Below are 24,441 nucleotides of genomic sequence, written 5' to 3'. Positions count from 1 at the left end.
GAGGATAAGGAGGTCTTCCGTTGCCACGCTTAGGGTAATAGGGCTCGATTACGGCCTCTAAGCGTTTCCATGGAATCAGAACCTCCATTCTTTCAAGAAAAATTTCCCTACGAGTTCTGCGTCGCTTCTGGCTGAATTCACTGTCGGAAAAAGAGAGTTGTTGGTCCATGACTACCTCTGATCAAGCTGCTGAGATTATTATCTCATGATCAGGGACTTATTCGCAGGTTCCTTAGGTCGGGCATGGCATCAAGAACTTGACGGGCTTCCTTAATATTTTTGACATGAATATTTTTACCCTGTCGGAGTGTTTTAACCTTATCTGCAATCTCAACCGCAAATTTGGCTTTTGAAACCGGCACAGCCATGGAAAGAATCTTTCCAGCCCCAAGTATACGTGCTTGGGTGTGCTCGTCCAGTGTTTGCCAGGCAGTACTGACCTTACGGCCACCACTGCTGTCGTCGATATACTCGACCACTGCATTAATAGCATCATCAAAATGGCTGAGAGTCTCAAGAATCTGTTCCGTTGCCTCGGGAAAATTCTGGTAAGAGATTTTGACCAGGCTTTCGGTGGTTTGTTCTATACCTTGGGTGACAGGATCTTCGCCTCGACCTAATGTTTCCAGAGCTGCAAAGAGAATGTGAGTATCAGACTCAGTGCTGTCTTCTGAAGTTGAAGGCTCTTCCCAGTCTTCATCATCCCAATCTTCATCAAGATCAAAAGCGGCAAGATCATCAGGGTCTATTGTTTGCTCTGAAGTGGAGGATTTTGACTGTGTGAGTGAGTTTTTATCGTCTTCAGCCAATAGATTCAGTTGTTGGGTATAGCGTTCTTGTAGTGTTTCTATCTCTTTTTCAACCTCTAGCCTGTCGTCATGAATAGCCTGTTTTTCTCTGATAAAACCGGATTTTCGAATCTCCCACTGGTCTGCCAAGGACTTACAGCGCTGCATTTGTTGATTCAAAGCTTTGGCTTGGGGCTGACAGTCGTCTAATGCATATGCCTGTTGTTGGATCGGGCGGCAACGTTGCCCCCACTTCACAAAAGCGCGTTCACTCTGTTCACAGGCAATTTCCCAGGCTTTGGCCTCTGCCATCCAGACCTGATGCTGGCTACGCCACTGCTTATGCTCCTGTTGCCAAACAGGTTGAAGTTGGCATATATCGGGTCTCCTCCATTCACAGTTCTGGTACTGATTGTTGTATTCCCGGACGTCGTATTCAGAAAGACAGCGCTGTAGCCAAGCATCGCAATCGATCATCTGGCCTTCACGACGCTTTTTTTCCTGTTGCCAACCCGAGAGAGTTTTTTGTCGTTGCTCTGTTGTTTTACGATGCTGATCACATTGATCTCTGGCGGGTTTGTGAGTCTGGTCATAATCTCGCTGACATTCATCCAGCTGGGTTCTCAGGGTCTTGGCCAGGGTCAGGCAAACCTCTGCTTTATCAGCAGCCTGATCCCCTAGAGTATTGCATTCAGCCAACTGACGCTGATGTTCTTTGTCTCCATTTGTTATCCGTTTTGTCAGCTGGTTCAGGTCATCCGCCACTTGGTCCAGCTTGGTGAGAAGTCGATCCGACTCTTCTTGAAGAGAAGGCTGTTCTTCGGCTTCCGCAAAGAGCATCAAACCAAGAAAGCTTCGTTCCTTGTCTGCAGTGAGTGGCATATCGGGTGCAAAACGGTCGCGGAGGAATGAACGGTAGAGAAAAATCTTTCGTTTCTCGTCAGGCTGTTTTTGCTGCCAGTCCAATAGGTAGCGGTCAGCCGCTGCCCAGCGGGAAAAGGGTTGCTGGATCATTAACAAGGCACATAATACAGCTGTCAGGGAGGCATGACTGTCATTCTGGCTCTGTCGCTCCAGATTCCAGAGACCTTCCGCCAGCAGTTGCCGTTGCGCCTTTAGTTTTTCCAGAAGCCAGTCTTCCGCATTTTGTCGGGGCCAGTTTGTAGCAGACTGAGTAAGTAATTCATTCAGCGTTTCCTGAAACCAGTGTTTTTGTTGATCCAGCACCTCCAAGTAATTGTGAAGGTGAGCCGGAGCGGAAAGGCCGGTCAAACTCAGTTGCTCAAACAGGGCTCGTGCCCGACCTTGTTCCGAGACAGGCAAGATGAACAGATAAAGAATCGCTACATATTCGTAGATACTCTCATCGGCCTGGTATTGCTTCAGTATTTGCTCATACTGATCGGCCAAAGCTGCTGCGGTAGGGTTGCTCATAGCCTCGATTCGACGGAAGTCATTGATCCAGATCGGAGGCTCTTTGGACAGTTCTTCAAGAATGGCAGAGCGCAAGGTCTGGAACGCTGAATCTTTTTCCAGAAGGTCATCACCCAAAGAAGTTTGAAAGGGGGACAGGCAAAGAGCCAATGCAGCCCACATTAGCCATACCCAAGGCATAGTTTTTTGATACAGCTTGAGCATGGTAGAGCTGGAGTCCTTGGGAAAGTGAGTCAGGTATGGAAAAGTAGTTGAAAAATTGGAGCCCTACCATGAAATCGGATGAACAAAGGGGGGGGGGCTTCTTTCTAGTTGAATGTTATAGAAAGTGCCGGTTTTCTGGCATTCTGTCCCTCTTCATTGTGTAAAGAAAACTCCCTCATTCTGGCTGTCTACTCTTAAGAAGGTACGAGATGTTTCCTGTTCGATGAAAGCCTGTCATGCAGTAAGAGGCTGCCTGGAAAGTAGGGGTCGTGATAAAAATCCAGAATGTACGGCCAAATTTTCCGATCAATTCGATTAAATAGATTAACTATTCGCACGAATTGATCGAAAAATTTGACTCGTCCTACTGAATTTTTATCACGACCCCTACTTTCCAGGCAGCCTCTAGGGCTTGAGTATTACTGTATACGGAGTTTTCATGCGCAGTTCCCTGTTGTTACTTTCGTCTTGCCTGGTTGTTAGCCTTTTTACTCATGCTGTTTCTGCTGAGGAGTGGCTCTCCGTTCCGTCTGAGCCTGCTGCTGTTCAGATCAAAACCGAAAATCATTCTGAAGCGCCTTCCAGCCAGCAGCTGATCAGTTGGATGTCTACAGCTCCTCAACATGGTATTGATATTCCTCAGAGCCGCTGGTTGCAATTGGCGACCGATCCTTCCGAGCAGAATGTTCGAAAAGTAGCGTCGGAATTTGCCGCTTATCTCGATACAGGCAGGTTGGACCGCAGGGTTTATCAGCCTGGCTGGAGGATTGCCGACAGGCCTGCACTGCCCGTATTGCAGGAGCATATGGATTCTAACTCACTGGATCTTATTGAGCCGGAGTTGCCTCAATACAGCTTGTTTAAGAAAACGTTGCAGAGATTTTATGCTCGATTGGAAAAAACGGGTGAACACTTCCCGGCGGATATGGTCTTGGAAGAAGGGGATCGTCATCCTTCCATTCTGATTCTCAATCAGTGGCTGATCGATCTGGATCTGGCAGACAGGCTGCCTGCGGGGCAATACAGTCGTGCTCATATGGGCGTGGTCAAGAAGCTTCAGAAGCAGTATCGAATTCTTGCGGATGGACACTTTGGGCAACGAACCCGTCAGGCTATGGTGGCTTTGACGTTGGAAAGAATCAAAGTGCTGAAAGTGAATATGGAGCGTATGCGCTGGATGCCCAGATCACTACCCTATCCCCATGTGCTGGTAGATATTGCAGGCTTTAATGTCGCCTGGGTGACAGGTAACGGAAGGCAGACCGTCTACAAGGCTATTGTGGGTAAACCTTCCAAACAGACGCCTGTTTTTCAGGAGAGTATTGAGAGTATTACGGTAAATCCTTTCTGGCGTGTCCCCAGCTCAATCTCATCGACTTCATTATTGAGAAAAGCGAAAAAGGACCCTTCCTTTTTGAAGAGAGAAGGGTTTTCTGTCTATGCCAGCTGGAAGTCCGGTGCCAGAAAGCTGGACCCGGATACGATCAATTGGAAAAAGTACAGTCGCAGAAGTTTTCCTTATCGACTGGAGCAAAAGCCGGGCAAGGTGAATCGACTGGGAAAATATAAGCTGGATTCCCCAAACGCATACAGTATCTACCTTCATGACACGGATAAACCTGAGCTGTTTAAGCGCTCTGTCAGAACGTTCAGTTCTGGCTGTACCCGAGTCGAAAATATTGATCACCTGATTGGCAATATTTTAAGAAGTCAGGGTATGGGGAATGAAGTCAGGGCACTGAGAACCACTCAAGAGACCGATAAGCTCAAGCTCAGAAAGCCCGTGCCCCTGTATTTCGTCTATTTTACAGCCTGGCCTGACAGTAGCGGTCGTGTTCGCTTCAGGAAGGATGTTTATAAACTGGATGATGCGCTGTTGGCAAAGCTTTAATTTTCTTCGCTAAGGTCATTTGAACTTGGTATCCTGACAGCATTAACTGGAAAATCTCCATAGACCGGACACTCTGCCACTGATTGCTCAAGGGCTGGAGTGTTCATGCTGATAAGAGTTTTCGGATGACTGCCAAGACAGCCGCTGTATCTTCTATACCCCAGACTCATCGCCAGGAATTGATTGTAGAGCTGATTCGCCAGCATGGCTTTATGACGACGGATGAGCTGGTGCAACACTTTAAAGTGACTGCCCAGACCATTCGCAGGGATTTGAATGAGCTGGATAAACAGCAATTGATTTCACGTCATCATGGTGGTGCTGGAATGCCGTCAAGCAGTACGGAAAATACTGCTTATTCAGAACGTAAAATGAGTCTCAGTGCTGAAAAAGACCAGATTGCTGCTGAGCTGGTAAAGCGGATTCCTGATGGTTCGTCTTTGTTTATCAATATCGGGACGTCCACGGAAGCGGTTGCCAGAGCTTTGCTCAACCACAAAAATTTAAGAGTAGTCACCAATAATCTCCATGTCGCTTCTATTCTCTTGCAGCGTGAAGACTTCACAGTGGTTATTGCAGGGGGTGAAGTCAGAAATCGTGATGGGGGGGTTGTGGGTCAGGCCACCCGGGATTTTATTGAGCAGTTTCGTGTGGATTACGCCGTGATGGGGATCAGTGGTATCGATATGGACGGTTCCCTGATGGATTTTGATTATCATGAGGTCAGGGTTGCTCAGGCGATGCTGGCCAATGCCAAACAGTGTTTGCTGGCCGCTGATCACAGTAAATACGGTCGAAGTGCCATGGTCCGGCTGGGTCATCTGGAGCAGATTGATACTTTGTTCACGGATGTGGAGCCCCCTGAGCCATTAAAAGAGATTATGGCAGGTGCTGCGCTTGAGATAGTCGTGTGTGACTGAATGAGATTTTGATCCTTTTGCTGTTGATTTCGAGCATAAAAAAAGAGGAAGGCGTTGGCCTTCCTCTTTTTTTGCATTATTGAATCAAGCCCCCAGTGCGTGAAGCACTGGAGCTAGGATCAATTTTCCTGAGAAGCAGCGGATTGCTGATCTTCAGTAGCCGGCTTTTCAGCAGATGCTTGAGCTTCTGCAGCTTCCGCTTTCTGCTGTTCCTGCTGTTGACGACGCTTCATGCGAGGGTCGTTATGCGCTCTGCTGCGTCTGCGACGGGATGCAGGTGCTTCAGCTTCTTTTGCTGGCTCTTCACTCTTGTTGAACTCAACAACATTAGAGGCAGGCTCAGAAGCTGGTTTAGGTTCAGCTGGTTTTGGCGCTTCCTGTGGCTGAGGAGCAGCTTGCGCAGGGGCAGGCGCTTTCTTCTCGACAGGTTTTGCCGGTGCTTCCGCTGCAATCTCTTTCTTTTCTGCTTCTACTACCGGGGCAGCAGGCTCTTCCGCTTTAACGGGCTGAGGTGCAGAAGGTTCAACAGTTTGCTGAACCGGTACATTGGCTTGCAGTGAAGGTGCAGAGTTTTCCCTGTGGCTGCTGGCAGCAACGGCCTTGGCCATTTCTGTCATGCGAGGTGCTGCTGCTTTAGGTGCTTCAACAGGCTCGGCTTCAGCGACAGGTGCTTTTTCCTGTGGCTCTTCAGTCTGAGGCTTGGCTTCAACAGCAGGAGTTGGTTTGTTGACCACTTCCTCGGCAGGCTTGGCAGCTTCTGCAGGCTTTTCAGCTCTCTCAGGCTGACGTACTTCTTTCTGTTCAGGCTGCTGTGGTGCTGCTTTTTCAGCGGGAGCTTCTTTTGCAGCTTTTACTTCCTGAACAGGCTTCGGTGTCTGCTTTTGGGTGTCTTGTTCAGTAGCTTCTTTCGCAGCTACAGGCTGTACAGGTACTTCCGTCTTGCCTTCTTCAGGTTGAGACAGGGAAGGCAGTACTGGCTGATCCTGCAGGTTGCGATCCCTCTGGGAAGGACGGTTGTTTCTTCTGCGCTGGGCAGAGCCTGGACGGCGACGACGACGGTTGTCTTCCTGCTGCTCTGAAGAGGAAGTTGCTGTTGCTGTTGCTGTTGCCTGTTCCGGCTCAGCTACAGGTTCGCGACGCTCTTTTCTATCTTGCTGGCGGCGTAAGTTACGCTCTTCCTGCTGTTGTCGGCGAGAGTTACGTTCATCCTGCTGGCGAGGGCTGCGTTCTTCTTGTTGACGAGAACTGCGTTCGTCCTGCTGACGACCGCTGCGCTCTTGTCTTTCCTGGCGGGTGCTATCTCTTCTTTCGTCCTGCTGACGACCACTACGACGGCGTTCGTTGCGAGCTGGGCGTTCTTCAGACTGCTCTTTACGCTGCTGTGGCTTGTTGCGCTGGCGCTGGTTGCGATTGTCACGCTGCTGGTTATTATCGCGATCTCTTGGCTGGCGCTGCTGACGAGCAGGCTTGCGAACTTCCTGTTGTGCTGGCTGCTCTGTCTCTTCTTCGCTGCCGAAAAGGCCGCCAATGGCTTTGACAAAGGATTTCAGCAGACCCTGCTTTTCAGCCTGGGCGGGTGCAGGTTGAGCCGGCGCTACGTTTTTAACAGCGGCTTCCTGACGGGGTGTAGCCTTGGTCTGGGAAACAGTAACTTCTTCTTCCTGAGGCTCTTCAGTCGTGATGATTTCGTAGCTGCTCTCGGGGCCTTCTACTACGTGATCATCTCTGAGGCGCTGGACATCGTAATGCGGTGTTTCCAGGTTCGGGTTAGGAATGGCAACGATGCGTACTTTGTGGCGTTTCTCAATCTTGGCGATGGTCTGGCGCTTTTCGTTCAGCAGGAAGGCTGCAACGGTCACAGGTACCTGGGCGCGGATTTCGGAAGTCTTGTCTTTCAGAGCTTCCTCTTCCATCAGACGCAGGATGGACAGAGCCAGAGATTCGATATCACGAATGGTGCCCTGACCTGAACATCTTGGGCAAACAACACCGCTGGTTTCACCCAGAGATGGGCGCAGGCGCTGACGAGACATTTCCAGCAGGCCAAAGCGAGAGATGCGACCGGTTTGTACGCGAGCGCGGTCCATGGACAGAGCCTGGCGGATGCGGTTCTCAACTTCACGCTGGTTGCGGTTGTGGCTCATGTCGATGAAGTCGATCACGATCAGACCGCCGATATCCCGGAGTCTCAACTGGCGTGCGATTTCATCAGCTGCTTCCAGGTTGGTGTTCAGCGCGGTTTCTTCGATGTCGCCACCACGGGTTGCGCGGGCAGAGTTAATATCGATAGAAACCAGAGCTTCCGTTGGATCAATAACAATAGAGCCGCCGGAAGGCAGTTTTACTTCACGCTGGAAAGCTGTTTCGATCTGGGATTCGATCTGGAAGCGGTTGAACAGTGGGATGCCGTCTTTGTACAGCTTGATCTTGTGCTGGTACTGAGGCATTACCTGCTTGATAAAGTCCAGTGCTTCGTCAAAAACAGTGGTTTTATCAATCAGTACTTCACCAATGTCCTGACGCAGGTAATCACGGATCGCCCGGATGATGACATTGCTTTCCTGATAAATCAGCATTGGAGCCGGCTTCTGGGCGGCATCCTTGATGGAGCTCCAGAGTTGCAGCAGATAGTCCAGATCCCATTGCAGTTCTTCCTTGGAGCGACCCAGTCCGGCGGTACGGACAATGACACCCATTTCTGAAGGGATGTTCAGGTTGCTCAGGATTTCTCTCAGTTCTGCACGCTCGTCACCTTCGATGCGACGGGAGATGCCGCCAGCTCTGGGGTTGTTTGGCATGAGGACCAGGTAGCGACCTGCCAGGCTGACGAGGGTAGTCAGAGCGGCACCTTTGTTGCCACGCTCTTCCTTGTCGACCTGAACAATAACTTCCTGACCTTCTTTGATGACGTCCTTAATATTGGGACGACCACCCTGGTGAGGTCCAGAGAAGTATTCGCGAGAGATTTCCTTGAGAGGCAGGAATCCGTGTCTTTCTGCACCAAAGTCCACAAAAGCAGCTTCCAGGCTGGGTTCAACCCGGGTGATTTTGCCTTTGTAAATGTTGGCTTTCTTTTGTTCACGAGCGCCGGATTCAATATCCAGATCGTAAAGACGCTGGCCATCAACCAGCGCAACGCGCAACTCTTCAGATTGAGTTGCGTTGATTAACATTCTCTTCATAGAGTACCGATACATTCAGAGGCTAACCTCTCAAGCCGGCACTGCCCGTTTTCTTTTCTTCCGGTCCGTCACTGATGCGGAACTGCCGGTTTATGATCTGTGCTATCAGACTTACTTCCCAGTACTTCTTTAACCTGCTTTGTAACGATATAGCATCAAATTAGATGACCAGGTCTTGATTCAGACGGGTCACCCTGGGCGGGGAATTCGGTTCTGCCGGGAGATTCGGCGTTTATCGATATTTATCAGTTCGATAAAAAATAGGCCGATGATAATGTCAACTTTCCCGGAATTTTCCTCACGCCCGGAATCCGGGGGTGCACTGCTTGACAGAGAGTAGCGCTGTTTATCTTACACGGCTGCGCCGTGATGGTGTTTCATCTGTCCTGAGTGTCATCGGCTCTGGTTCAGGGGGCTTTATGGCTCTTTTATGCTTGCCAATCCCGCTGCCGGCCGCGCTCAGGCTTCGTAAATCGAACTGCCTTTTCGGATATGCACAAGGCAGTGCCACAACTATATCAGTAATCAGTAAGTGCTTCAAATGAGAGAAAGCTGATACTATAGCGCGATGGATAGACATCAGAACGACTCCCGGGAAACCGGGGAAACCCGCCCTGCGGTAAAAATGATCAATATTGATAGTGAGGACGCCGGACAAAGGGTGGACAACTATCTGGTACGCATTCTCAAGGGTGTGCCCAAGACCCGGGTGTATCGAATCATCCGAAAAGGTGAAGTACGCGTTAATAAAAAGCGTGTGACAGCGGATTATCGTTTGCAAGACGGTGATTTGTTGAGAGTTCCACCGGTCAGAGTGTCTGAAAAAGCACCCAAGGCCAATCCTGGTGCCGCTATTACCCAAAAGCTTGAATCATCCATTCTGTATGAAGACAAGTCTCTGATCATCATTAACAAGCCTGCGGGTATAGCTGTGCATGGTGGCAGTGGTATTTCATACGGTGTTATTGAGACACTGAGAAATGTTCGCCCTCAAGAGCGCAGCCTGGAGTTGGTGCATCGCCTGGATCGTGACACCTCGGGTTGCCTGATGATTGCCAAAAAGAGAAGTCTGCTGCGCTATCTCCATGCCCAGCTGAAAGAAGACAAGGTCAGCAAGATATATAACGCCCTGGTCATAGGTCGTTGGCCCAGCAGAAAGGTGCTGGTAAATGCCCCCTTGTTGAAAAATACTTTGCGCTCGGGTGAAAGGGTTGTAACGGTTGACTTGGAAGGGAAAAGATCCAAAACCTTATATAAAGTACTGGAGCGCTTCAGTCATGACAGTGAAACAGCAACCCTGGTGGAAGCCAGTCCGGTAACAGGAAGGACTCATCAGATTCGGGTTCACTGTTTGCATGCCGGGTATTCCATTCTGGGTGATGACAAGTATACCCCGGATGAAGATAACAGGCGGTTCAGGGAGTTTGGCCTGAAACGTCTCTTTCTCCATGCAGCACGACTGAAATTGACTTTGCCAGATGGGAAGGCTTTGACCATTGATGCGCCTTTGCCGGAAGATCTCAGCGAAGTGCTCGAAACATTGAGAAGCTGATGGCATTTTGGTGATTGGCCTTAGTGGTCTTGCTTGAATTTTTATAGAAAAGCAGTAATAGATTGATCAGGTATGATGGACAGAAAAGAATACTCTCTGGTTGTATTTGACTGGGATGGTACGTTAATTGATTCAGTGCCCAATATAGTCACAGCCCTGATCAGGGCAGCTCAAAAGATGGGGTTGCCGGTTCTTTCTGATGAGGCTTATAAAGGGATCATTGGTTTGAGTCTGGGGGAGGCGATCAACAATCTTTATCCCGAGTTGGATGATGAACAGGTCGTCGTATATCGTGAAGCTTATCGAGATTTCCATCTTGAGTTGGAGCAGCAGCCTTCCAGGCCTTTTCCTGGCGTGACGCAGGGGCTTGAAAGTCTTAAAGGTGGTGGGCTCAGAATGGCTGTGGCTACAGGTAAAAGAAGAGCCGGGCTTGACCGTTCCATGACGGCAAATGATTATGGGTCATTCTTTGAGGCCAGTCGCACTGCGGATGATGCTCATTCTAAACCTCATCCTATGATGCTTGAGCAACTGCTTGATGAACTGAATATTCCTGCGGAAGAAACTCTGATGGTTGGGGATTCCGAGTTTGATCTTGCGATGGCGGCCAACGCCGGAATAGACAGTGTGGCAGTGACTTACGGTGCCCAGGCTGAAAACAGGCTGAAAAAACATCAGCCAGTGTGTACAGTGGATTCTTTTGATGAGTTGATTGACTGGCTTGGCAGGCACTGACCGTCTTGAATAAGCATAAGTTACAGCGCTGAAAACAAAGAAAAGGTTGTTGATAATAACAGGAGGGATTTGAGTGAGAAGTGCATGGAATGAGCGTGAGGAGTCGGAACAACCTCATGAAAGTAATGATCGGGCCTGGCAGCTGGTTGAGGGTTTGGCTCAGGGGGCTCTGAAAGAGCAGCGTCGTGCACGTCGCTGGGGGATTTTCTTCAAACTGCTGACTTTTACCTGGTTGTTTGTATCAATAGGTGTCATATACAACGCTATGCAGGTTGATGTGTCCGGTGTTCCCACCAGTACTTCTCATACAGCTCTGGTTGAGTTGAATGGTGTGATTGGTGCTGACGACGTTGACGCTGATACTGTCGTAACCGGTTTGCGTGCAGCTTTTGAAGATGAAGGCACTAAGGGTGTCATTCTCAGAATTAACAGCCCTGGCGGCAGTCCGGTTCAGTCCGGCTACATTTATGACGAGATTCGTCGCTTAAGAGGGCTCTACCCTGAAACGCCGCTCTATGCGGTTGTCATGGATATTGGTGCGTCAGGTGGCTATTACGTTGCCGCAGCTGCGGACAAGATCTATGCAGACAAGGCCAGTCTGGTAGGCTCTATCGGTGTTATTTCTTCTGGTTTTGGTTTTGTAGAAGCTATGAAGAAGTTGGGTGTCACTCGTCGTACTTATACAGCGGGTGAATTTAAAGCTTTCAATGATCCGTTCCAGCCGCAGGATTCTCAGGCCACTCAGCGCTGGCAGCAGTCGCTGGATACTATCCATAATCAGTTTATTAATGTGGTTAAGGAAGGTCGTGGTGATCGTCTGACGGAAGATAAGGATGTATTTTCTGGTATGGTCTGGACGGGTGAGCAAGCGGTTGAGTTAGGGCTTCTGGATGGCTTGGGAAGCACCGGCTATGTTGCTCGTGAGATCGTGGGTGAAGAAGAGATTGTCGACTTTTCTCTGCGTTTGACTCCGTTTGAGCGTTTTGCCAGAGACTTCGGTGCAGGAGTTGCCTCCACTGCCGTTAAAGTGCTTGGTTTGAATTCACTGTCTATTCAGTAATCTGCTTTCTGCTCCGGACTCAGTGTTGGGTCCGGAGTCTAATAATCTATAGTTCTCATCTTTTATTCTCTCTGTACTGCTTATAAGGCTTTCCTTCTAACTAAGACTTTTTTTGGCTTCAATAGTGGTATTTCAGTAATGATGACCTGTCGTGTTTTTGCCGGGATGCTTGATTTTTACTGCAGTATTGGATTTAAATGCAGAGAATCCTTTCCTAGGTTGGAAAAGAAAAAAGGTACATGAAGTACTCATAACAATAATTTATTTTGTCTCAAGGCCGTTTATGAAAAGCAGTAAATCATTATTTCTTTCGTGTATTTTGGCGAATCTGCTTTTGGTGGGTTGTGCCCCTATATCTAATGACACTCAATCTTCTCTTTCGGTTCCAGAAGTTGGTCAGAGTACTTCGTTCACGATAGAAAGTCGTAGTGGTTTAATTATTCATAAAGGTACAACGCTCTCTTCTGTTCAACTTCAGAGCCGGGCAGGTCTGTTCTCTGGAGCTAGCTATCAGGTGATGTTCAGTAAGGATGGATTCGCCCCTGTTGCTGTGACACTGGGGAGTATGAAGGATGGCTGGTCTGTCGGAGATGTTCTTGCAGGTGGTTTTACCGGGATGCTGGTCGTAAACCCTGAAACTGGGGAGATGTGGGAGCTTCCGGTGAATGAGTCTATGGTGTTGGAGAGAAGGGTTGCAAGATCTGATGTGGAAGGTTTGATTCAAGTAGCCAGTCTGGATGATTTGCCAGAAGAGGTTAAGTCCAGGTTGATTCCTTTGGGGTAAGCTCTGTAAGAGAATAATCAGAAAAGGCCAGCATTTCGCTGGCCTTTTTGGTGAAGGAAGGCAGGGCTTAGAAGTAGTAGCGAGCCTGCAGAGACAGAGTGTTGTCTGCGTCTTTTTTACCTTCAGCGTTTTTGCTGTCATCTTTGGCGTATTCAACAGCAAACTGCATTGGGCCAGTCTCATAGATGGCACCAATCATGGTTTCCTTGAAGGTGGCCTTGGTCTGGTCAGCAGTGGCTTTGCTGTCGTCTTTCAGTTCGTTGTAACCAGCCTGCAGGGAGAAGCCTTGCAGAACGTTGTCCAGAGCCAGTCGGCCATACAGTTCAACACCTTTGGACTTGGCATTCAGCTTGTCGCCCAGTTCGGTTTTGTTATTGAACTCACCATACATGGCTGCCAGATACAGACTTTCGTTCTCGAACTTCAGACCAGCAGTAGCGGATTTTGCTTTATCCTGTCCTGCGTATTTGGAGCTCTCTTCATATTTGGTTTCAGAGTAGGTGGCACCCAGAGACAGTCCCATGGCCAGGTCATAACTGGCAGAGATGCCGTAGCCAGAATCACGCTGAGCGTCTGTTACAGAATGGTCTTGCATCTGGTATTGAATACCGATGTTCAGGCCGCCAAAGCTATTGCGGTACTGGATGACATCATCCGCACGGGCAGAACCGTCAAAGTCGCCCCCGTTTCGACCTTCATAAATGCCCATGGCGTTACCACCACCGATGGCATACATGTCGGTCCAGCCGGAAACGTCATAGGTTACACTCCAGTTTTTACCTGCAGCGAATGCACCCATTTCTTCATGGCTCAGGCCAACGTAACCCAGACGGTTGAAGAAGGTGTCCTTCTTATTGCCGTCTGCGTCGTATTCGTCTTTAGCGCGGAATCCCCATTCCGCAACACCTTCACCGGTCCAACCACTTTCAAACTTGTGGGCAAATTTGAAGTTAATACGAGCGCTGTCGTTGTTTAAGGTATTGTCGCCGTCTTTGTTGTTGGCAACTACACCGATACGGCCGCCAATGCTAAGGCTGTTGGTGCCATCATCAAATACGTCTAATGCCATTGCTGGACCTGCCACTGCTGTGGCTACTGCTACGGCCAGAATCTTCTTGTGCACGATCTCTATCCCAACTAATTGTGTGTTAAATGTTGAGCCGAGATTGTTATGTACTTGGTACTAAAGGGTCACGTTGAAAGCATCAATGGCTCTATCGAAATCATGAATGTGTTAACTGAATAGTTAATGTGTATAGTGCTTATTGGCTCCTTCAATGGGCGGAGCGGTTTCTTTCACTGGTTCAATCAGAGTCTGATGGTTAATCTGCTCGGCATGAATCGCTTACTCCGGTTCATGTGTTGTGTGTGTTTTGCCGGCATCAATTCAGAGTCATTGATGCCGGCTTTTTTATGTCTGTGTTATTGAGAAAGGGTTTTGTCTTCACTTCTTTTATATAAGAGGCTAAAACAAAGTGCTTTCATATAGATCGTGTAAAAACCGTTTGTTCCGATGCTGATAATGAGTAGTCTGATACTTTTTTAGACTAACCCCGTCTTCTGAAAGCTTTCCCCTTATGGGCTTTTCCAGGTCTAACAGAGAGAGTTGTACTCATGGCCAGTAATCGTCTGAAAATGAGTTTGCTGCCCGCTTTGCAGGCTATTCTTGACACAGGAAGTGTTACCCGCGCGGCAGATCAAATGCATGTAACACAATCCACCATGAGCCGGACTCTGTCTCAGTTACGCGAGGCTTTGAATGATCCGATTCTGGTCAGGGAAGGCAATCATATTTTTCTTTCAGAAAAGGCCAGGCAGGTTCAGCCTCTGGTATCGAAGCTGATGGCGGATTCTGAGACTCTGTTTGAAAATCAGCATTTCGATCCTGCGGTCAGTGAGCATCATTTTCGGATTGGCTCTGGTGCGGTGATTCTCGATAATTTCCTGATTCAGGCGCTGATAGAGCTCAAAAAGGTGGCCCCTGGTATCAGTAGCTCGGTCTCTCTACCTGATGTAGATACTATTTATTCCATGGAGTCAGGGGAGTTGGATCTGGGTATTATTGTTACTTTGCCGGATACCACAGCAAACCTGTGTAAAGAGGTTATCTCTACGGCGTCGTTTAATGTCCTGATGCGAAAAGGGCATCCTATGAGTCATCGGGAAACTCTGGATCTGACCGAGATGGATCAGTACCCCTTTGTCATTACTCAGGCGGTTATTGCTGCTAGTCCCTACATCAACAGTTTGCGTGAGCAGTATGGCTTTTTAAGGAATCCTTGGCTAAAGCTGCCCAGCCTGCAAGCTGCGCTACAAGCTATTCGAACCAATGATGCTTTTACCATTGTGACGAATGTGGAATACCTGGCGATGGATCTTTATGAGGATTTTGTTCTGCTACCAACGCTCACTGATTCCCCACCTTTAAAATTCGAGATGGTCTGGCCAGAGCATTGGCAGTTCAATCAGGCGCATCAATGGATGAGAGGTTTTATGCTGAATCGTTTACAGGATTTTTTCAGGCAGCATGAAGCTTGATAGGGTTTGACCAGGGCTTATTTGCCCTGGTTCTTACGATTGTCGTTGATAATAAAGCCAGCAACGGCGCAACCGAAAATGACAGTGGCAGCTACCACCAATAAACCTGCGACCACAACGGTATCCATATACATAAAGACTCTCCTGTGCTTTTTTCTTTCCTTCAGAATAGAGTTGGTAGAAGAGTCGGGTATTGATTTAGATCAATATTTACCTTATTAATTAAAATCTTAATTAGTGGGCGAGTAGTGGATTTACGCCACTCTTTATTAGCATGCTGTTGAGCTTGATCAATGGTAGACCTATGAGGCTGTTGGGGTCATCGCCTTCCATTCTTGAGAACAGGGTGATTCCAAGCCCTTCGCACTTGAAACTACCCGCACAATCCAGTGGTTTTTCTATTCTTATGTAGTTCTCGATCTCAGTTTTGCAGAGAGTTCTGAAGTGAACGGTAAAAGGGACTGCTTCAACCTGGCAGTCTCCTGTTTTGGTGTTCAGAAGGCAGAGTCCGGTCTGAAAGTGAACAGGCTGTCCAGTGCAGCTTAGGAGTTGTTCAATAGCTTTGTCTTTAGTCCCAGGCTTGCCGAGAATGCGGTTGTTGAGCTGTGCAGCCTGATCGGAAGCAATGATCAGGTGCTCGGGGTATTGTTCGCTCAATACCAGAGCTTTTTCTCTGGAAAGTCTTGTTACCAGTTGTTGGGCTGATTCTCCCTCCCGTGGTGTCTCATCAATATCAGGGGAGTGGCATTCAAATGGGAGGCCAAGCTTTTGCAGTAAGGCTTTTCGATAAGGAGAGCTTGAGGCCAGAATAATCTTCATGGAGTGGTTCACAGTTATGTGGGTAAGGCCCATGAATAGTGCTTTTATGGAGTGATTTCAAGCAGTAAGGAGAAACCGCTCAGACTTCAGGGTGTGAAAGCACGAATAAGTGGAAGATTGTGCTGGAAGGGCGGAAATTACATATTGTTATCGCAGCTCTGGAGGCTGCTGGTCGAATGTCTGAAAGTTAAGCAGTTTAAAGCAGTTAAACCCTTTGACAGGGACTTTTGTTGCCCCTATTATTGCGCGCTTATGACAACCAACCCGTGAGCTTATGGCTATCGGACAATTACCCAAAACCTTTGATCCGCGTAAACTCGCGCGTCAAGGCAGGCAGTATCAAGGTTCGCTGGCGCTGAGTCAGTTCAGCCGACTGGTAGGCAGTCTGGTTGATGACAAGGGCGAAGTCCAGGTCGATCTGAGCTTTTCGTTGAGCGAAGATAACCGGGTTGTGCTGGAAGGACATGTTGAGGCACAACTGAACATGATCTGCCAGCGCTGTCTGGAAGTGGCCAAGCTGCCGGTGCGAGCTGATCTCCATTTAATGGGGGTGCTGACCGATGAGCAGGCCAAAGCCCTGCCGGAAGACTTCGAACCGTTAATGTTCGGAGATGAACCGGTGGAATTATTGCCTATTCTCGAGGAAGAGCTGATTCTGGCACTTCCGCTGGTGGCCTATCATCCGCCTGAAGACTGTTCAGCTCAGCAAGGTTATACCACTGAGTCTGAAGAAGAGGCTCAGGCTGCTGCCGTTGAGGCAGAAAAAGAGCGCGAAAACAGTAACCCTTTCAGCGTTCTGGCCAAATTGAAAACAGATACTACGATCCAGGAGAGTTGACACATGGCTGTTCAGCAAAACCGTAAAACCCGTTCCAAGCGTAACATGCGCCGTTCCCACGACAGTCTGACTTCTGCTCAGCTGTCTGTAGAAGCAGCTTCCGGCGAAACTCATCGTCGTCACCACGTTTCTGCTGAAGGTTTCTACCGCGGCAAGAAAGTGGTTGAAACCAGCGAAGACTAAGCCTTAACAGGTTTAGGCTTTAGCCGGTTTGACTGAAGGAATCAGTTCAGTGATTGCAAAGCTGATTTCCAGGGACAAGGAATAAAATGGCATCAGGTGCAGGCGTAGATTCAAAAGTGACGGTTGCTCTTGATGTGATGAGCGGGGACGATAGTCCCCGTTCTCGTATCCGCGCAGCTGTAAGAGCGCTAGAACGTTTCAATTCTCTTCATCTTATTTTGGTTGGCGATCAACAGCTGGTCGAAGCCTATCTTTCCGATACTGAATACTCTGACCGATCCCGTTTGTCCGTGGTTCATGCGGATAAGACTGTCACCATGCATGATAAGCCCTCTCTTGCGCTTAGAGGGAAAAAAGACTCCTCAATGTGGAAGGTCCTGGAGCTGGTTGCCAAAGATGAGGCTCAGGCCTGTGTCAGTGCCGGCAATACAGGGGCGCTCATGGCAATGGGGCGTTATGTGCTGAAAACATTTGCCGGTATTGATCGTCCTGCCATTGCGGCCAGTGTGCCGACCTCTAATGGCAGTGCGCTGCTGATGGATATGGGGGCGAATGTTGATTGCACCTCTATGCACCTCTACCAATTTGCCATTATGGGGGCTCAGCTGGCTTCTTCCGTATACGGCGTACCTTCACCCAAAGTGGGGTTATTGAATATCGGCACGGAAGAGATGAAGGGTAATGAGCAGGTCAGGCTGGCTCACCATCTTCTTCAGGAAAAGCTTGAAGAGCAAAAAGGATTGGATTATATCGGCTTTATTGAGGGTCACGATATTTTCAGTGGTCGAGCTGACGTGATAGTCTGCGATGGGTTTGTGGGGAATGTAGCCCTTAAAACCGGTGAGGGCGTTGCTAATCTGATTCGTGATGGTTTGAAGTCTATCTTTCAGCGCTCTCTGTTTAATCGCTTCCTTTATTTCCTGATATCGCCCCTGTTACGAGAGTTTAATCGGAAGATAGATCCCGTGCTGCACAATGGTGCAAGTTTGTTGGGATTGCAGGGTATTGTTATCAAAAGTCATGGTGGTGCGGATGAAAAAGGTTTCTATCGTGCGATCTGTCAGGCGGTAAAAGAGGCAGAGAATGATGTGCCTGCCAGACTTGCTAAAGAGGTTGAAGAGCGACTTCTTTAGAAGGTTGGTCCAGGCCCGAAAAATAGCAGAGCGAGAAGCTCGGAACTTTATGAAATTTCCGGGCTAGCCAGTAGAAAGTAAACGATCCGATGTGGGTGTTTTTCCTTAATGCTTATGGCTGTTGCAGTTAGAAACATAAATTTACCCACCTGAGGTTCGACTTTTTCTATAATTGCCTGAGTTTTTTTCCCGAAAGAAGTGGTAAGCCGAAAAAGGTGCCCTTTTTTCAATGATTTAGCTATTTCAGGACTAGACCCAAAGCAATGACGGATTTACTTGCATTTGTTTTTCCAGGGCAGGGATCCCAGTCGGTGGGTATGCTTGCAGACCATATCGACCACCCTGTTGTCGTCCAGACCTTTACCGAAGCTGCCGAAGAGCTTGGTTTTGATCTGCTCAAGCTGATCAGCGAAGGACCGGCGGAAGAACTGAACAAAACCGAAAATACCCAGCCAGCACTGCTGACAGCCAGTGTAGCGCTCTGGCGTCTGTGGCTTGAGAAAGGCGGTGAGCAACCTGCATTTATGGCAGGGCACAGTCTGGGCGAATACTCTGCTCTGGTTTGTTCGGGTGCCATGAAGTTTAAAGACGCAGTTCGTGTGGTTCGTCAGCGCGGTCTCTTTATGCAAGAGGCAGTGCCAGCAGGGACTGGCGCGATGGCGGCCATTCTGGGACTGGAAGATCAGCAGGTTATAACTGTGTGCAATGATGCAGCGCAGGGGGATGTAGTTGAAGCTGTGAACTTTAACTCGCCTGGGCAGGTCGTTATTGCCGGTGAAAAAGAAGCCGTTGCCCGTGCTGTCGAGCTGGCTAAAGAAGCGGGTGCCAGAAAAGCTCTGCCTCTTCCAGTCAGTGTGCCTTCTCATTGCGCACTCATGAAAACCGCTGCAGAAAAGCTGGCGGTTGAGCTGGAATCCATTGAGCTGTCCGAGCCGAAGATTACCGTAATACAGAATGTTACGGCTGAAGTTTGCTCAGAGCCCGAGAAAATTCGTGAAAATCTGGTCAAGCAGCTTTATAGTCCTGTTCGCTGGGTTGAAACGATCCAGAAGCTTACGGAAGCGGATGTTACCCGTTTTGCTGAATGCGGTGCAGGCAAGGTTCTTGCCGGCCTGAACAAGCGGATAGTGCGCAGGGCGCCTGTAGCCACGCTGGAGTCTGTAGCCTCCTTTGAAGATTTGCTGGCTAATCCGTCTTAATCGTTAATATTCAGAAGTCTTGTTGGTTTGGCAGTATGGCAGTGGCTCCAGGTAGAAAAAGAGCTGGCTGTTTCTGCAGGGTAAAACGAGACGTTTCTGTGATAATCAGCCATAAGCGATGAAGCAGTATTCACCATAAAGTCAGGTGGGTTGTTTCGCGGTAGAACAACAGGATTGAACTATGTCGAACCTTGAAGGCAAGGTGGCTTTGGTAACAGGCGCCAGTCGTGGAATTGGCAAGGCTATTGCTATTGATCTGGGTAAGCAGGGCGCTGTGGTAGTCGGCACGGCTACTTCCGAGCCTGGTGCTGCGCGTATTACTGAAATGCTGCAGGCTGAGGGTATTAAAGGCTGTGGTATGGTGCTGAATGTCTCTGAGGCAGAAAGTTGCACTGAAGTAGTTAAAGCAGTGGCATCCGAGTTTGGCGCTCCCCAGATTCTGGTCAATAATGCCGGTATCACCCGTGACAATATCCTGATGCGTATGAAGGATGATGAGTGGGACGATGTCGTCAATACTAACCTGAGCTCTATATACAGAATGAGCAAGGCCGTATTGAGAGGTATGACCAAGGCTCGTTGGGGCCGCATTATTAACATCAGCTCTGTAGTGGGTTCCATGGGTAACCAGGGGCAGTCCAACTACGCAGCTGCCAAGGCGGGTATCGAAGGCTTCAGTCGTTCACTGGCCAGAGAAGTCGGTTCCCGTCAGATCTCTGTAAATACGGTAGCGCCAGGGTTTATCGATACCGATATGACTCGTGAGCTGTCTGAAGAGCACAGAACTTTTTTGCAGTCCCAGGTGCCTATGGCCCGACTGGGGCAGCCAGAAGAAATTTCCGGTGTGGTAGCATTCCTGGCCAGCGACGTGGCGGGCTACATCACTGGAGAAACCATTCATGTAAATGGTGGGATGTACATGGGTTAATAGCCCGTGATCAGAGGTCTTGGCGTAACTTTTGTTCTTGATCAACGTCAAAACCCCTCTGATAAAGATGAATTTTGCGGTAATATCGCGGCCCTGTCCTTGAAATTACCGCAAGCGTTTATATATAGTAATTGACCGCGGTTAGGACGGGTCTTAAATCGTCCTTCTGCACCCGAATATCGATAGGAGCACAACCAGGTATGAGTACCATTGAAGAGCGCGTCAAAAAGATCGTTTGCGAACAGCTTGGCGTAAAAGCAGAGGAAGTCACCAACAGTGCGTCATTCGTAGAGGACCTCGGCGCGGACTCTCTGGACACTGTTGAGCTGGTGATGGCTCTGGAAGAAGAGTTTGAAACCGAGATTCCAGACGAAGAAGCCGAAAAGATCACCACAGTTCAAGAAGCAATCGACTACGTTGTTGCTCATTCTTGATTCTGTCCAGGCTGCATGCGTTTAGCTGTATCCTGAAAAGCCGTGCGCAGTAACCTGCGTGCGGCTTTTGTATTTTTGGTTGGACTTGATTTTTGCCACCCATATAAAGTGGCAGTAATTTCGCAGTAAAAAAAACAGTGTGTGTCGACACTTCAGGGTGATGACTTCAAGCACGAATCGGTATCGACTTTTTCAGTGAACCTGTACTTCTCTGATACTGGCTGGGTTATAACACACTCGCACACAGGGATAATGTCATCATTTTTACATGATCAGACTGCATGATTTTTTTGCCTTCAGGCCTTTTTCGTTGGAATGCGCAGGTGCAAGTCTTGAATCGGGCTTATGGTGCAAAGAATAAAATCAGTGGATCTGATGCAGGAGTGAATTGTTTTGTCGCATAGAAGGGTTGTAGTTACAGGGCTGGGCGCGTTATCTCCGGTAGGTCTGGGTGTTGACCAGAGCTGGCAGTCTGTGCTGGCGGGGCGCAGTGGTATTCATACCATCGATCACCTGGATACAGAAAAATTCAGCGTCAGTATTTGTGGCACGGTGAAAGGGTTTGAAGTTGCAGAGTACTTCAATCCAAAAGATGCCCGTAAAATGGATGTATTTATCCAGTACGCACTGGCCGCTTCCATTGAAGCCATGAAAGATGCAGGACTGGATGGCAGTGAGCTGTTAAAGGGCGATAATACAGGTCGTTACGGGGTCGTTATTGGTTCCGGAATTGGGGGGATTACCTCAATCGAGCAGAGCTACGACACTCTTCAGAAATCAGGGCCTCGTCGTATATCCCCTTTCTTTATTCCGGCTGCCATCATTAATATGGCTGCGGGCTGGCTGTCCATGCATTACAACCTGCAGGGCCCAAATTTTGCGACATCGACCGCCTGTGCAACGGGCAGCCATGCATTGGCCCTGGCTGCAAGAACCATTGCCTACGGTGATGCTGACATCATGGTGGCCGGTGGTGCCGAGAAAGCTTCTTCAGCATTGGGTATGACCGGTTTTGCTGCAGCACGAGCACTGTCTACTCGAAATGATCAGCCTGAAGCAGCCAGTCGTCCCTGGGATAAAGATCGTGATGGTTTTGTATTAGGCGACGGTGCTGGTGTCATGGTGTTGGAAGAGTATGAGCATGCAGTAAGGCGGGGAGCCACTATTTATGCAGAACTCAGTGGAGTTGGCATGAGTGGTGATGCTTATCATATGACTTCACCGCCAGAAGATGGCAGGGGAGCTGCCAGAGCCATGCAGTCAGCACTGGATGATGCCGGCTTGAAAGCTGAGCAGGTGGCTTATATTAATGCTCATGGTACTTCCACTCCGGCAGGCGATATTGCTGAAACCAGGGCCATTCACACTGTGTTTGGTCAGGCGGCTAAAAAAGTTGCTGTCAGCTCTACCAAGTCCATGACCGGTCACTTGCTGGGAGCAGCGGGTTCCCTTGAAGGGGTGTTTGCCGTTAAATCATTGCAGGATGGTATGGCACCACCGACCATAAACCTTGAAAATCCTGATGAAGGTTGTGATCTTGATTATGTGCCTGGCAAGGCCAGACCGATTGAGATGGAGCATGTGCTGACCAACTCGTTCGGGTTTGGTGGTACCAATGTTACTTTGGCTTTCTCCAAGTTGGATTAGTAATATTATGGGCTGCAATGCAGCCCGGCTATCTGTTATTGGGCACTTTTCTCAATAATATCCGCAGAAACTGGTCAGATATTCTGTTGCTGCTATTCAGAAAATCGCTGTTTATTCAGGCAGCCACATGCGTGTGATATGGCTTTTCCCGAGCCACGAAAATAGTGTGCACTGCAATTCCATAGTAATCGTATGAAACCACAGGTTTATAAAAAAGCAGAGCCTGCTTGTTGCGACTCAAGAGGAACGTTTTGGAGAATAGAAACCCTACCAGTTGGGTAAACGGTGTACCGGCTGATTTGGTACCGATCAGTGATCGGGGGCTGGCTTACGGTGACGGTCTGTTTGAAACCATTCGTGTTCAAGCGGGTGCTCCTACTCTTTTTGACTTTCATTGCGAGAGGCTCAAGACAGGTGCTGAGCTATTGGGTATTCCTCTGGATCTGATGGCTTTCAAGAAAGAAATCTATTCCTTTCTGTATAAGCAGGGTGTCCGAGACGGTGTGCTGAAGGCTGTTTTGACTCGTGGTAGTGGCGGTAGAGGGTATAATCCTCTCGGCTGTATGAGCCCAAGCCGTATCCTGACACTTCATCCGTTGCCTGCCTATCCCGATAATCCCGGTGCCACAGGGGTGACTTTGCATGAATGCACTATTCGCCTGGGCGACAGCTCGCTTGCGGGATTGAAGCATCTGAACCGACTTGAGAATGTGATGGCACGCGCTGAGTGGCAGGAATCAAAATGCCATGAAGGTTTATTGCGTGGAATGGATGGCCGGTTGGTTGAAGGAACGATGAGTAACCTGTTTCTGGTTTCTGGTGATAAGTTGCATACTCCCTGTCTTCAAAAAGCAGGGGTTAAAGGTGTCTGCAGAGAATGGATTCTTGAAAGAGCAAATGGTTGGGGGCTCCAGGTTGAAGTCGGGAAATATGATTTGAATGACCTGGCCGCAGCGGATGAGGTTTTTGTCTGTAACAGTGTGAATGGTGTCTGGCCGGTGATTGCCTGTGGCAGTCTCGACTGGTCAGTGGGGAGTGTGACCTGTACAGTCAGGGATAGAGTTCAGGAAGTGTTTAATGCTTAAAAAATTGTTGTTTACCTTGGCCGGGCTGATTATTGCAGGTGTGCTGGCTGTTGTTGTTCTCTGGAAAGCGTTGGACTGGTATGGCAATCAGCCTTTGGTGGCTCCAAATGTTGAGGACAGTCTGGAGTTTACGGTTTCTTCGGGGGACTCCATGACTCGGGTGGCTAACAGTCTTGGAGAGTTAGGTTGGCTCCAATATCCCGAGGTCTTTGTCGTTCTTGCCAGAATTGAAAAAGCGGCGGGAGGGATTCATGCCGGTGACTACCTGATACCGGCAGGCATAACACACCGTGAGTTGTTGGATATTTTTACATCCGGACAGGTTCGTTATTACGATGTCACTCTGGTTGAAGGTCATACCCTGAAAGAAGTCGTAGCGGCACTGAATCAACATGAAAAACTGTCCTCGCCTCTCGATGAAGAAGCGTTGCAGTCGCTTTATCAAAGTCTGGATATTGAAGGTAATCCAGAGGGGCGCTTTTATCCCGACACCTACTTTTTTCAGGCCGATGCCAGTGTTGAATCCATACTCAGAAGATCTTATAAACGTATGGATTCGGTGTTGAAAGAAGAGTGGGAGAATCGAGCGGAAGGTTTGCCATACAAGAACCCTTATGAGGCTCTGATAATGGCGTCTCTGGTAGAAAAAGAAACCGGAGTCACCTACGAGAGAGGTGAGATAGCGGGCGTGTTTGTTCGTCGTCTGGAAAAAGGTATGCGATTGCAAACGGATCCAACCGTTATTTATGGTCTGGGTGATCGTTATCAGGGCAATATCAGTCGTCGAATGCTGAGAGAACCTACACCCTACAACACCTACGTGATCAGAGGGCTACCACCGACACCGATTGCCATGGCAGGTCGGGAAGCCATACATGCGGCGCTGCATCCAGAGGACGGTAAATCCCTGTATTTTGTCGCCAAGGGTGATGGTACTCACTATTTTTCAAAAACTCTGGCAGAGCATAATCGTGCAGTCAGAAAATATCAGATAGAACAACGTCGACAAGATTATCGCTCGACAGTTCAGTGAAAAACATTTTCAGGATGGTTCATGCTGTTAGCTGATCCAGGCGAGTAAAAAATG

22 protein-coding genes are annotated in these 24,441 nt (G+C 48.8%); 16 read left to right on the top strand and 6 right to left on the bottom strand.

Features of this window, described 5'->3' with window-relative positions:
• Window positions 1–169: transposase (locus tag WG89_RS32240; protein WP_062260605.1), on the bottom strand; the 169-nt coding region annotated here is incomplete at its 3' end.
• A 40-nt stretch (window positions 170–209) separates the two neighbouring features.
• A complete protein-coding gene (locus tag WG89_RS19275) occupies window positions 210–2,426 on the bottom strand; it encodes a hypothetical protein (RefSeq protein ID WP_062268868.1) in 2,217 nt (738 codons plus the stop codon).
• A 439-nt stretch (window positions 2,427–2,865) separates the two neighbouring features.
• Here WG89_RS19275 and WG89_RS19270 point away from each other — a divergent pair, with 439 nt between their 5' ends.
• Together WG89_RS19270 and WG89_RS19265 are read left to right on the top strand one after the other, a co-directional pair.
• Window positions 2,866–4,317: a L,D-transpeptidase family protein gene (locus WG89_RS19270; RefSeq protein ID WP_062268867.1), complete on the top strand. Its 1,452-nt coding sequence runs from the start codon at window positions 2,866–2,868 to the stop codon at window positions 4,315–4,317.
• Window positions 4,318–4,472: 155 nt separating this feature from the next.
• Entirely contained in the window at window positions 4,473–5,237 is a 765-nt protein-coding gene (locus tag WG89_RS19265) for a DeoR/GlpR family transcriptional regulator (RefSeq protein ID WP_062268876.1), read from the top strand.
• Window positions 5,238–5,356: 119 nt separating this feature from the next.
• On the opposite strand, the gene rne is transcribed toward WG89_RS19265, so the two are convergent.
• A complete protein-coding gene (gene rne / locus WG89_RS19260; RefSeq protein ID WP_079253933.1) occupies window positions 5,357–8,419 on the bottom strand; it encodes a ribonuclease E in 3,063 nt (1,020 codons plus the stop codon).
• Between the two features lie 568 nt (window positions 8,420–8,987).
• Here rne and rluC point away from each other — a divergent pair.
• From rluC to WG89_RS30490, 4 genes are all read left to right on the top strand, one after another.
• Window positions 8,988–9,971: a 23S rRNA pseudouridine(955/2504/2580) synthase RluC gene (rluC, locus tag WG89_RS19255; RefSeq protein ID WP_062268865.1), complete on the top strand. Its 984-nt coding sequence runs from the start codon at window positions 8,988–8,990 to the stop codon at window positions 9,969–9,971.
• 72 nt (window positions 9,972–10,043) lie between these two features.
• Entirely contained in the window at window positions 10,044–10,706 is a 663-nt protein-coding gene (locus tag WG89_RS19250; protein WP_216638517.1) for an HAD family hydrolase, read from the top strand.
• Between the two features lie 73 nt (window positions 10,707–10,779).
• Entirely contained in the window at window positions 10,780–11,766 is a 987-nt protein-coding gene (locus tag WG89_RS19245; RefSeq protein ID WP_062268861.1) for a S49 family peptidase, read from the top strand.
• 283 nt (window positions 11,767–12,049) lie between these two features.
• Window positions 12,050–12,550 (top strand): hypothetical protein, encoded by a 501-nt coding sequence (locus WG89_RS30490; protein WP_153301697.1) that lies wholly within the window; start codon window positions 12,050–12,052, stop codon window positions 12,548–12,550.
• A 67-nt stretch (window positions 12,551–12,617) separates the two neighbouring features.
• Here the strand turns inward: WG89_RS30490 and WG89_RS19235 are convergent, their stop codons facing one another.
• Window positions 12,618–13,673: a porin gene (locus tag WG89_RS19235; protein WP_153301696.1), complete on the bottom strand. Its 1,056-nt coding sequence runs from the start codon at window positions 13,671–13,673 to the stop codon at window positions 12,618–12,620.
• A 491-nt stretch (window positions 13,674–14,164) separates the two neighbouring features.
• On the opposite strand from WG89_RS19235, the gene WG89_RS19230 reads away from it, so the two are divergent.
• Entirely contained in the window at window positions 14,165–15,088 is a 924-nt protein-coding gene (locus WG89_RS19230) for a LysR family transcriptional regulator (RefSeq protein WP_062268855.1), read from the top strand.
• A 17-nt stretch (window positions 15,089–15,105) separates the two neighbouring features.
• Here WG89_RS19230 and ccoM read toward each other — a convergent pair whose 3' ends face one another.
• On the bottom strand, window positions 15,106–15,222 hold the full coding sequence (ccoM, locus tag WG89_RS32735; protein ID WP_281177712.1) for a cytochrome c oxidase subunit CcoM: 117 nt from the start codon (window positions 15,220–15,222) through the stop codon (window positions 15,106–15,108).
• A 100-nt stretch (window positions 15,223–15,322) separates the two neighbouring features.
• Window positions 15,323–15,907 (bottom strand): Maf family protein, encoded by a 585-nt coding sequence (locus WG89_RS19225; protein ID WP_062268854.1) that lies wholly within the window; start codon window positions 15,905–15,907, stop codon window positions 15,323–15,325.
• A 274-nt stretch (window positions 15,908–16,181) separates the two neighbouring features.
• On the opposite strand from WG89_RS19225, the gene WG89_RS19220 reads away from it, so the two are divergent.
• The 9 genes from WG89_RS19220 to mltG all read left to right on the top strand — a co-directional run bounded on the left by WG89_RS19220 (window position 16,182) and on the right by mltG (window position 24,387).
• Complete coding sequence (locus tag WG89_RS19220) at window positions 16,182–16,745, top strand: YceD family protein (protein WP_062268852.1); 564 nt, start codon at window positions 16,182–16,184, stop codon at window positions 16,743–16,745.
• Between the two features lie 3 nt (window positions 16,746–16,748).
• On the top strand, window positions 16,749–16,928 hold the full coding sequence (gene rpmF, locus WG89_RS19215; RefSeq protein WP_034842420.1) for a 50S ribosomal protein L32: 180 nt from the start codon (window positions 16,749–16,751) through the stop codon (window positions 16,926–16,928).
• 86 nt (window positions 16,929–17,014) lie between these two features.
• On the top strand, window positions 17,015–18,061 hold the full coding sequence (gene plsX, locus WG89_RS19210; RefSeq protein WP_079253932.1) for a phosphate acyltransferase PlsX: 1,047 nt from the start codon (window positions 17,015–17,017) through the stop codon (window positions 18,059–18,061).
• Window positions 18,062–18,324: 263 nt separating this feature from the next.
• Window positions 18,325–19,260 carry an ACP S-malonyltransferase gene (fabD, locus tag WG89_RS19200; protein WP_062268848.1) on the top strand — a complete coding sequence of 312 codons (936 nt, stop codon included), beginning with the start codon at window positions 18,325–18,327 and terminating at the stop codon, window positions 19,258–19,260.
• A gap of 181 nt (window positions 19,261–19,441) precedes the next feature.
• A complete protein-coding gene (gene fabG / locus WG89_RS19195; RefSeq protein ID WP_062268846.1) occupies window positions 19,442–20,188 on the top strand; it encodes a 3-oxoacyl-ACP reductase FabG in 747 nt (248 codons plus the stop codon).
• A 200-nt stretch (window positions 20,189–20,388) separates the two neighbouring features.
• On the top strand, window positions 20,389–20,622 hold the full coding sequence (gene acpP, locus WG89_RS19190; RefSeq protein WP_034842413.1) for an acyl carrier protein: 234 nt from the start codon (window positions 20,389–20,391) through the stop codon (window positions 20,620–20,622).
• A gap of 393 nt (window positions 20,623–21,015) precedes the next feature.
• Window positions 21,016–22,269, top strand: coding sequence for a beta-ketoacyl-ACP synthase II (fabF, locus tag WG89_RS19185; RefSeq protein WP_062268844.1), 1,254 nt, complete (start codon window positions 21,016–21,018; stop codon window positions 22,267–22,269).
• Between the two features lie 251 nt (window positions 22,270–22,520).
• Window positions 22,521–23,354: an aminodeoxychorismate lyase gene (gene pabC, locus WG89_RS19180; RefSeq protein ID WP_062268842.1), complete on the top strand. Its 834-nt coding sequence runs from the start codon at window positions 22,521–22,523 to the stop codon at window positions 23,352–23,354.
• Window positions 23,347–24,387 carry an endolytic transglycosylase MltG gene (mltG, locus tag WG89_RS19175; protein WP_062268840.1) on the top strand — a complete coding sequence of 347 codons (1,041 nt, stop codon included), beginning with the start codon at window positions 23,347–23,349 and terminating at the stop codon, window positions 24,385–24,387. The genes pabC and mltG overlap by 8 nt, the downstream gene beginning before the upstream one ends.
• Window positions 24,388–24,441: the final 54 nt, after the last annotated feature.

The organism is Endozoicomonas arenosclerae, from assembly GCF_001562015.1.
Taxonomy (GTDB): domain Bacteria; phylum Pseudomonadota; class Gammaproteobacteria; order Pseudomonadales; family Endozoicomonadaceae; genus Endozoicomonas_A; species Endozoicomonas_A arenosclerae.
The sequence above is the reverse complement of the archived record's forward strand: the minus strand, read 5'-3'. Positions and strand labels throughout refer to the sequence as shown.

What these genes read in the sequence shown, in the direction of transcription:
- WG89_RS19230 (WP_062268855.1), top strand. Translation starts at nt 14,165, where the DNA reads ATGGCCAGTAATCGTCTGAAAATGAGTTTGCTGCCCGCTTTGCAGGCT.
- rpmF (WP_034842420.1), top strand. Translation starts at nt 16,749, where the DNA reads ATGGCTGTTCAGCAAAACCGTAAAACCCGTTCCAAGCGTAACATGCGC.
- ccoM (WP_281177712.1), bottom strand. Translation starts at nt 15,222, where the DNA reads ATGTATATGGATACCGTTGTGGTCGCAGGTTTATTGGTGGTAGCTGCC.
- WG89_RS19220 (WP_062268852.1), top strand. Translation starts at nt 16,182, where the DNA reads ATGGCTATCGGACAATTACCCAAAACCTTTGATCCGCGTAAACTCGCG.
- rluC (WP_062268865.1), top strand. Translation starts at nt 8,988, where the DNA reads ATGGATAGACATCAGAACGACTCCCGGGAAACCGGGGAAACCCGCCCT.
- WG89_RS19250 (WP_216638517.1), top strand. Translation starts at nt 10,044, where the DNA reads ATGATGGACAGAAAAGAATACTCTCTGGTTGTATTTGACTGGGATGGT.
- mltG (WP_062268840.1), top strand. Translation starts at nt 23,347, where the DNA reads ATGCTTAAAAAATTGTTGTTTACCTTGGCCGGGCTGATTATTGCAGGT.
- WG89_RS19275 (WP_062268868.1), bottom strand. Translation starts at nt 2,426, where the DNA reads ATGCTCAAGCTGTATCAAAAAACTATGCCTTGGGTATGGCTAATGTGG.
- WG89_RS19225 (WP_062268854.1), bottom strand. Translation starts at nt 15,907, where the DNA reads ATGAAGATTATTCTGGCCTCAAGCTCTCCTTATCGAAAAGCCTTACTG.
- rne (WP_079253933.1), bottom strand. Translation starts at nt 8,419, where the DNA reads ATGAAGAGAATGTTAATCAACGCAACTCAATCTGAAGAGTTGCGCGTT.
- fabG (WP_062268846.1), top strand. Translation starts at nt 19,442, where the DNA reads ATGTCGAACCTTGAAGGCAAGGTGGCTTTGGTAACAGGCGCCAGTCGT.
- acpP (WP_034842413.1), top strand. Translation starts at nt 20,389, where the DNA reads ATGAGTACCATTGAAGAGCGCGTCAAAAAGATCGTTTGCGAACAGCTT.
- WG89_RS30490 (WP_153301697.1), top strand. Translation starts at nt 12,050, where the DNA reads ATGAAAAGCAGTAAATCATTATTTCTTTCGTGTATTTTGGCGAATCTG.
- plsX (WP_079253932.1), top strand. Translation starts at nt 17,015, where the DNA reads ATGGCATCAGGTGCAGGCGTAGATTCAAAAGTGACGGTTGCTCTTGAT.
- WG89_RS19270 (WP_062268867.1), top strand. Translation starts at nt 2,866, where the DNA reads ATGCGCAGTTCCCTGTTGTTACTTTCGTCTTGCCTGGTTGTTAGCCTT.
- fabD (WP_062268848.1), top strand. Translation starts at nt 18,325, where the DNA reads ATGACGGATTTACTTGCATTTGTTTTTCCAGGGCAGGGATCCCAGTCG.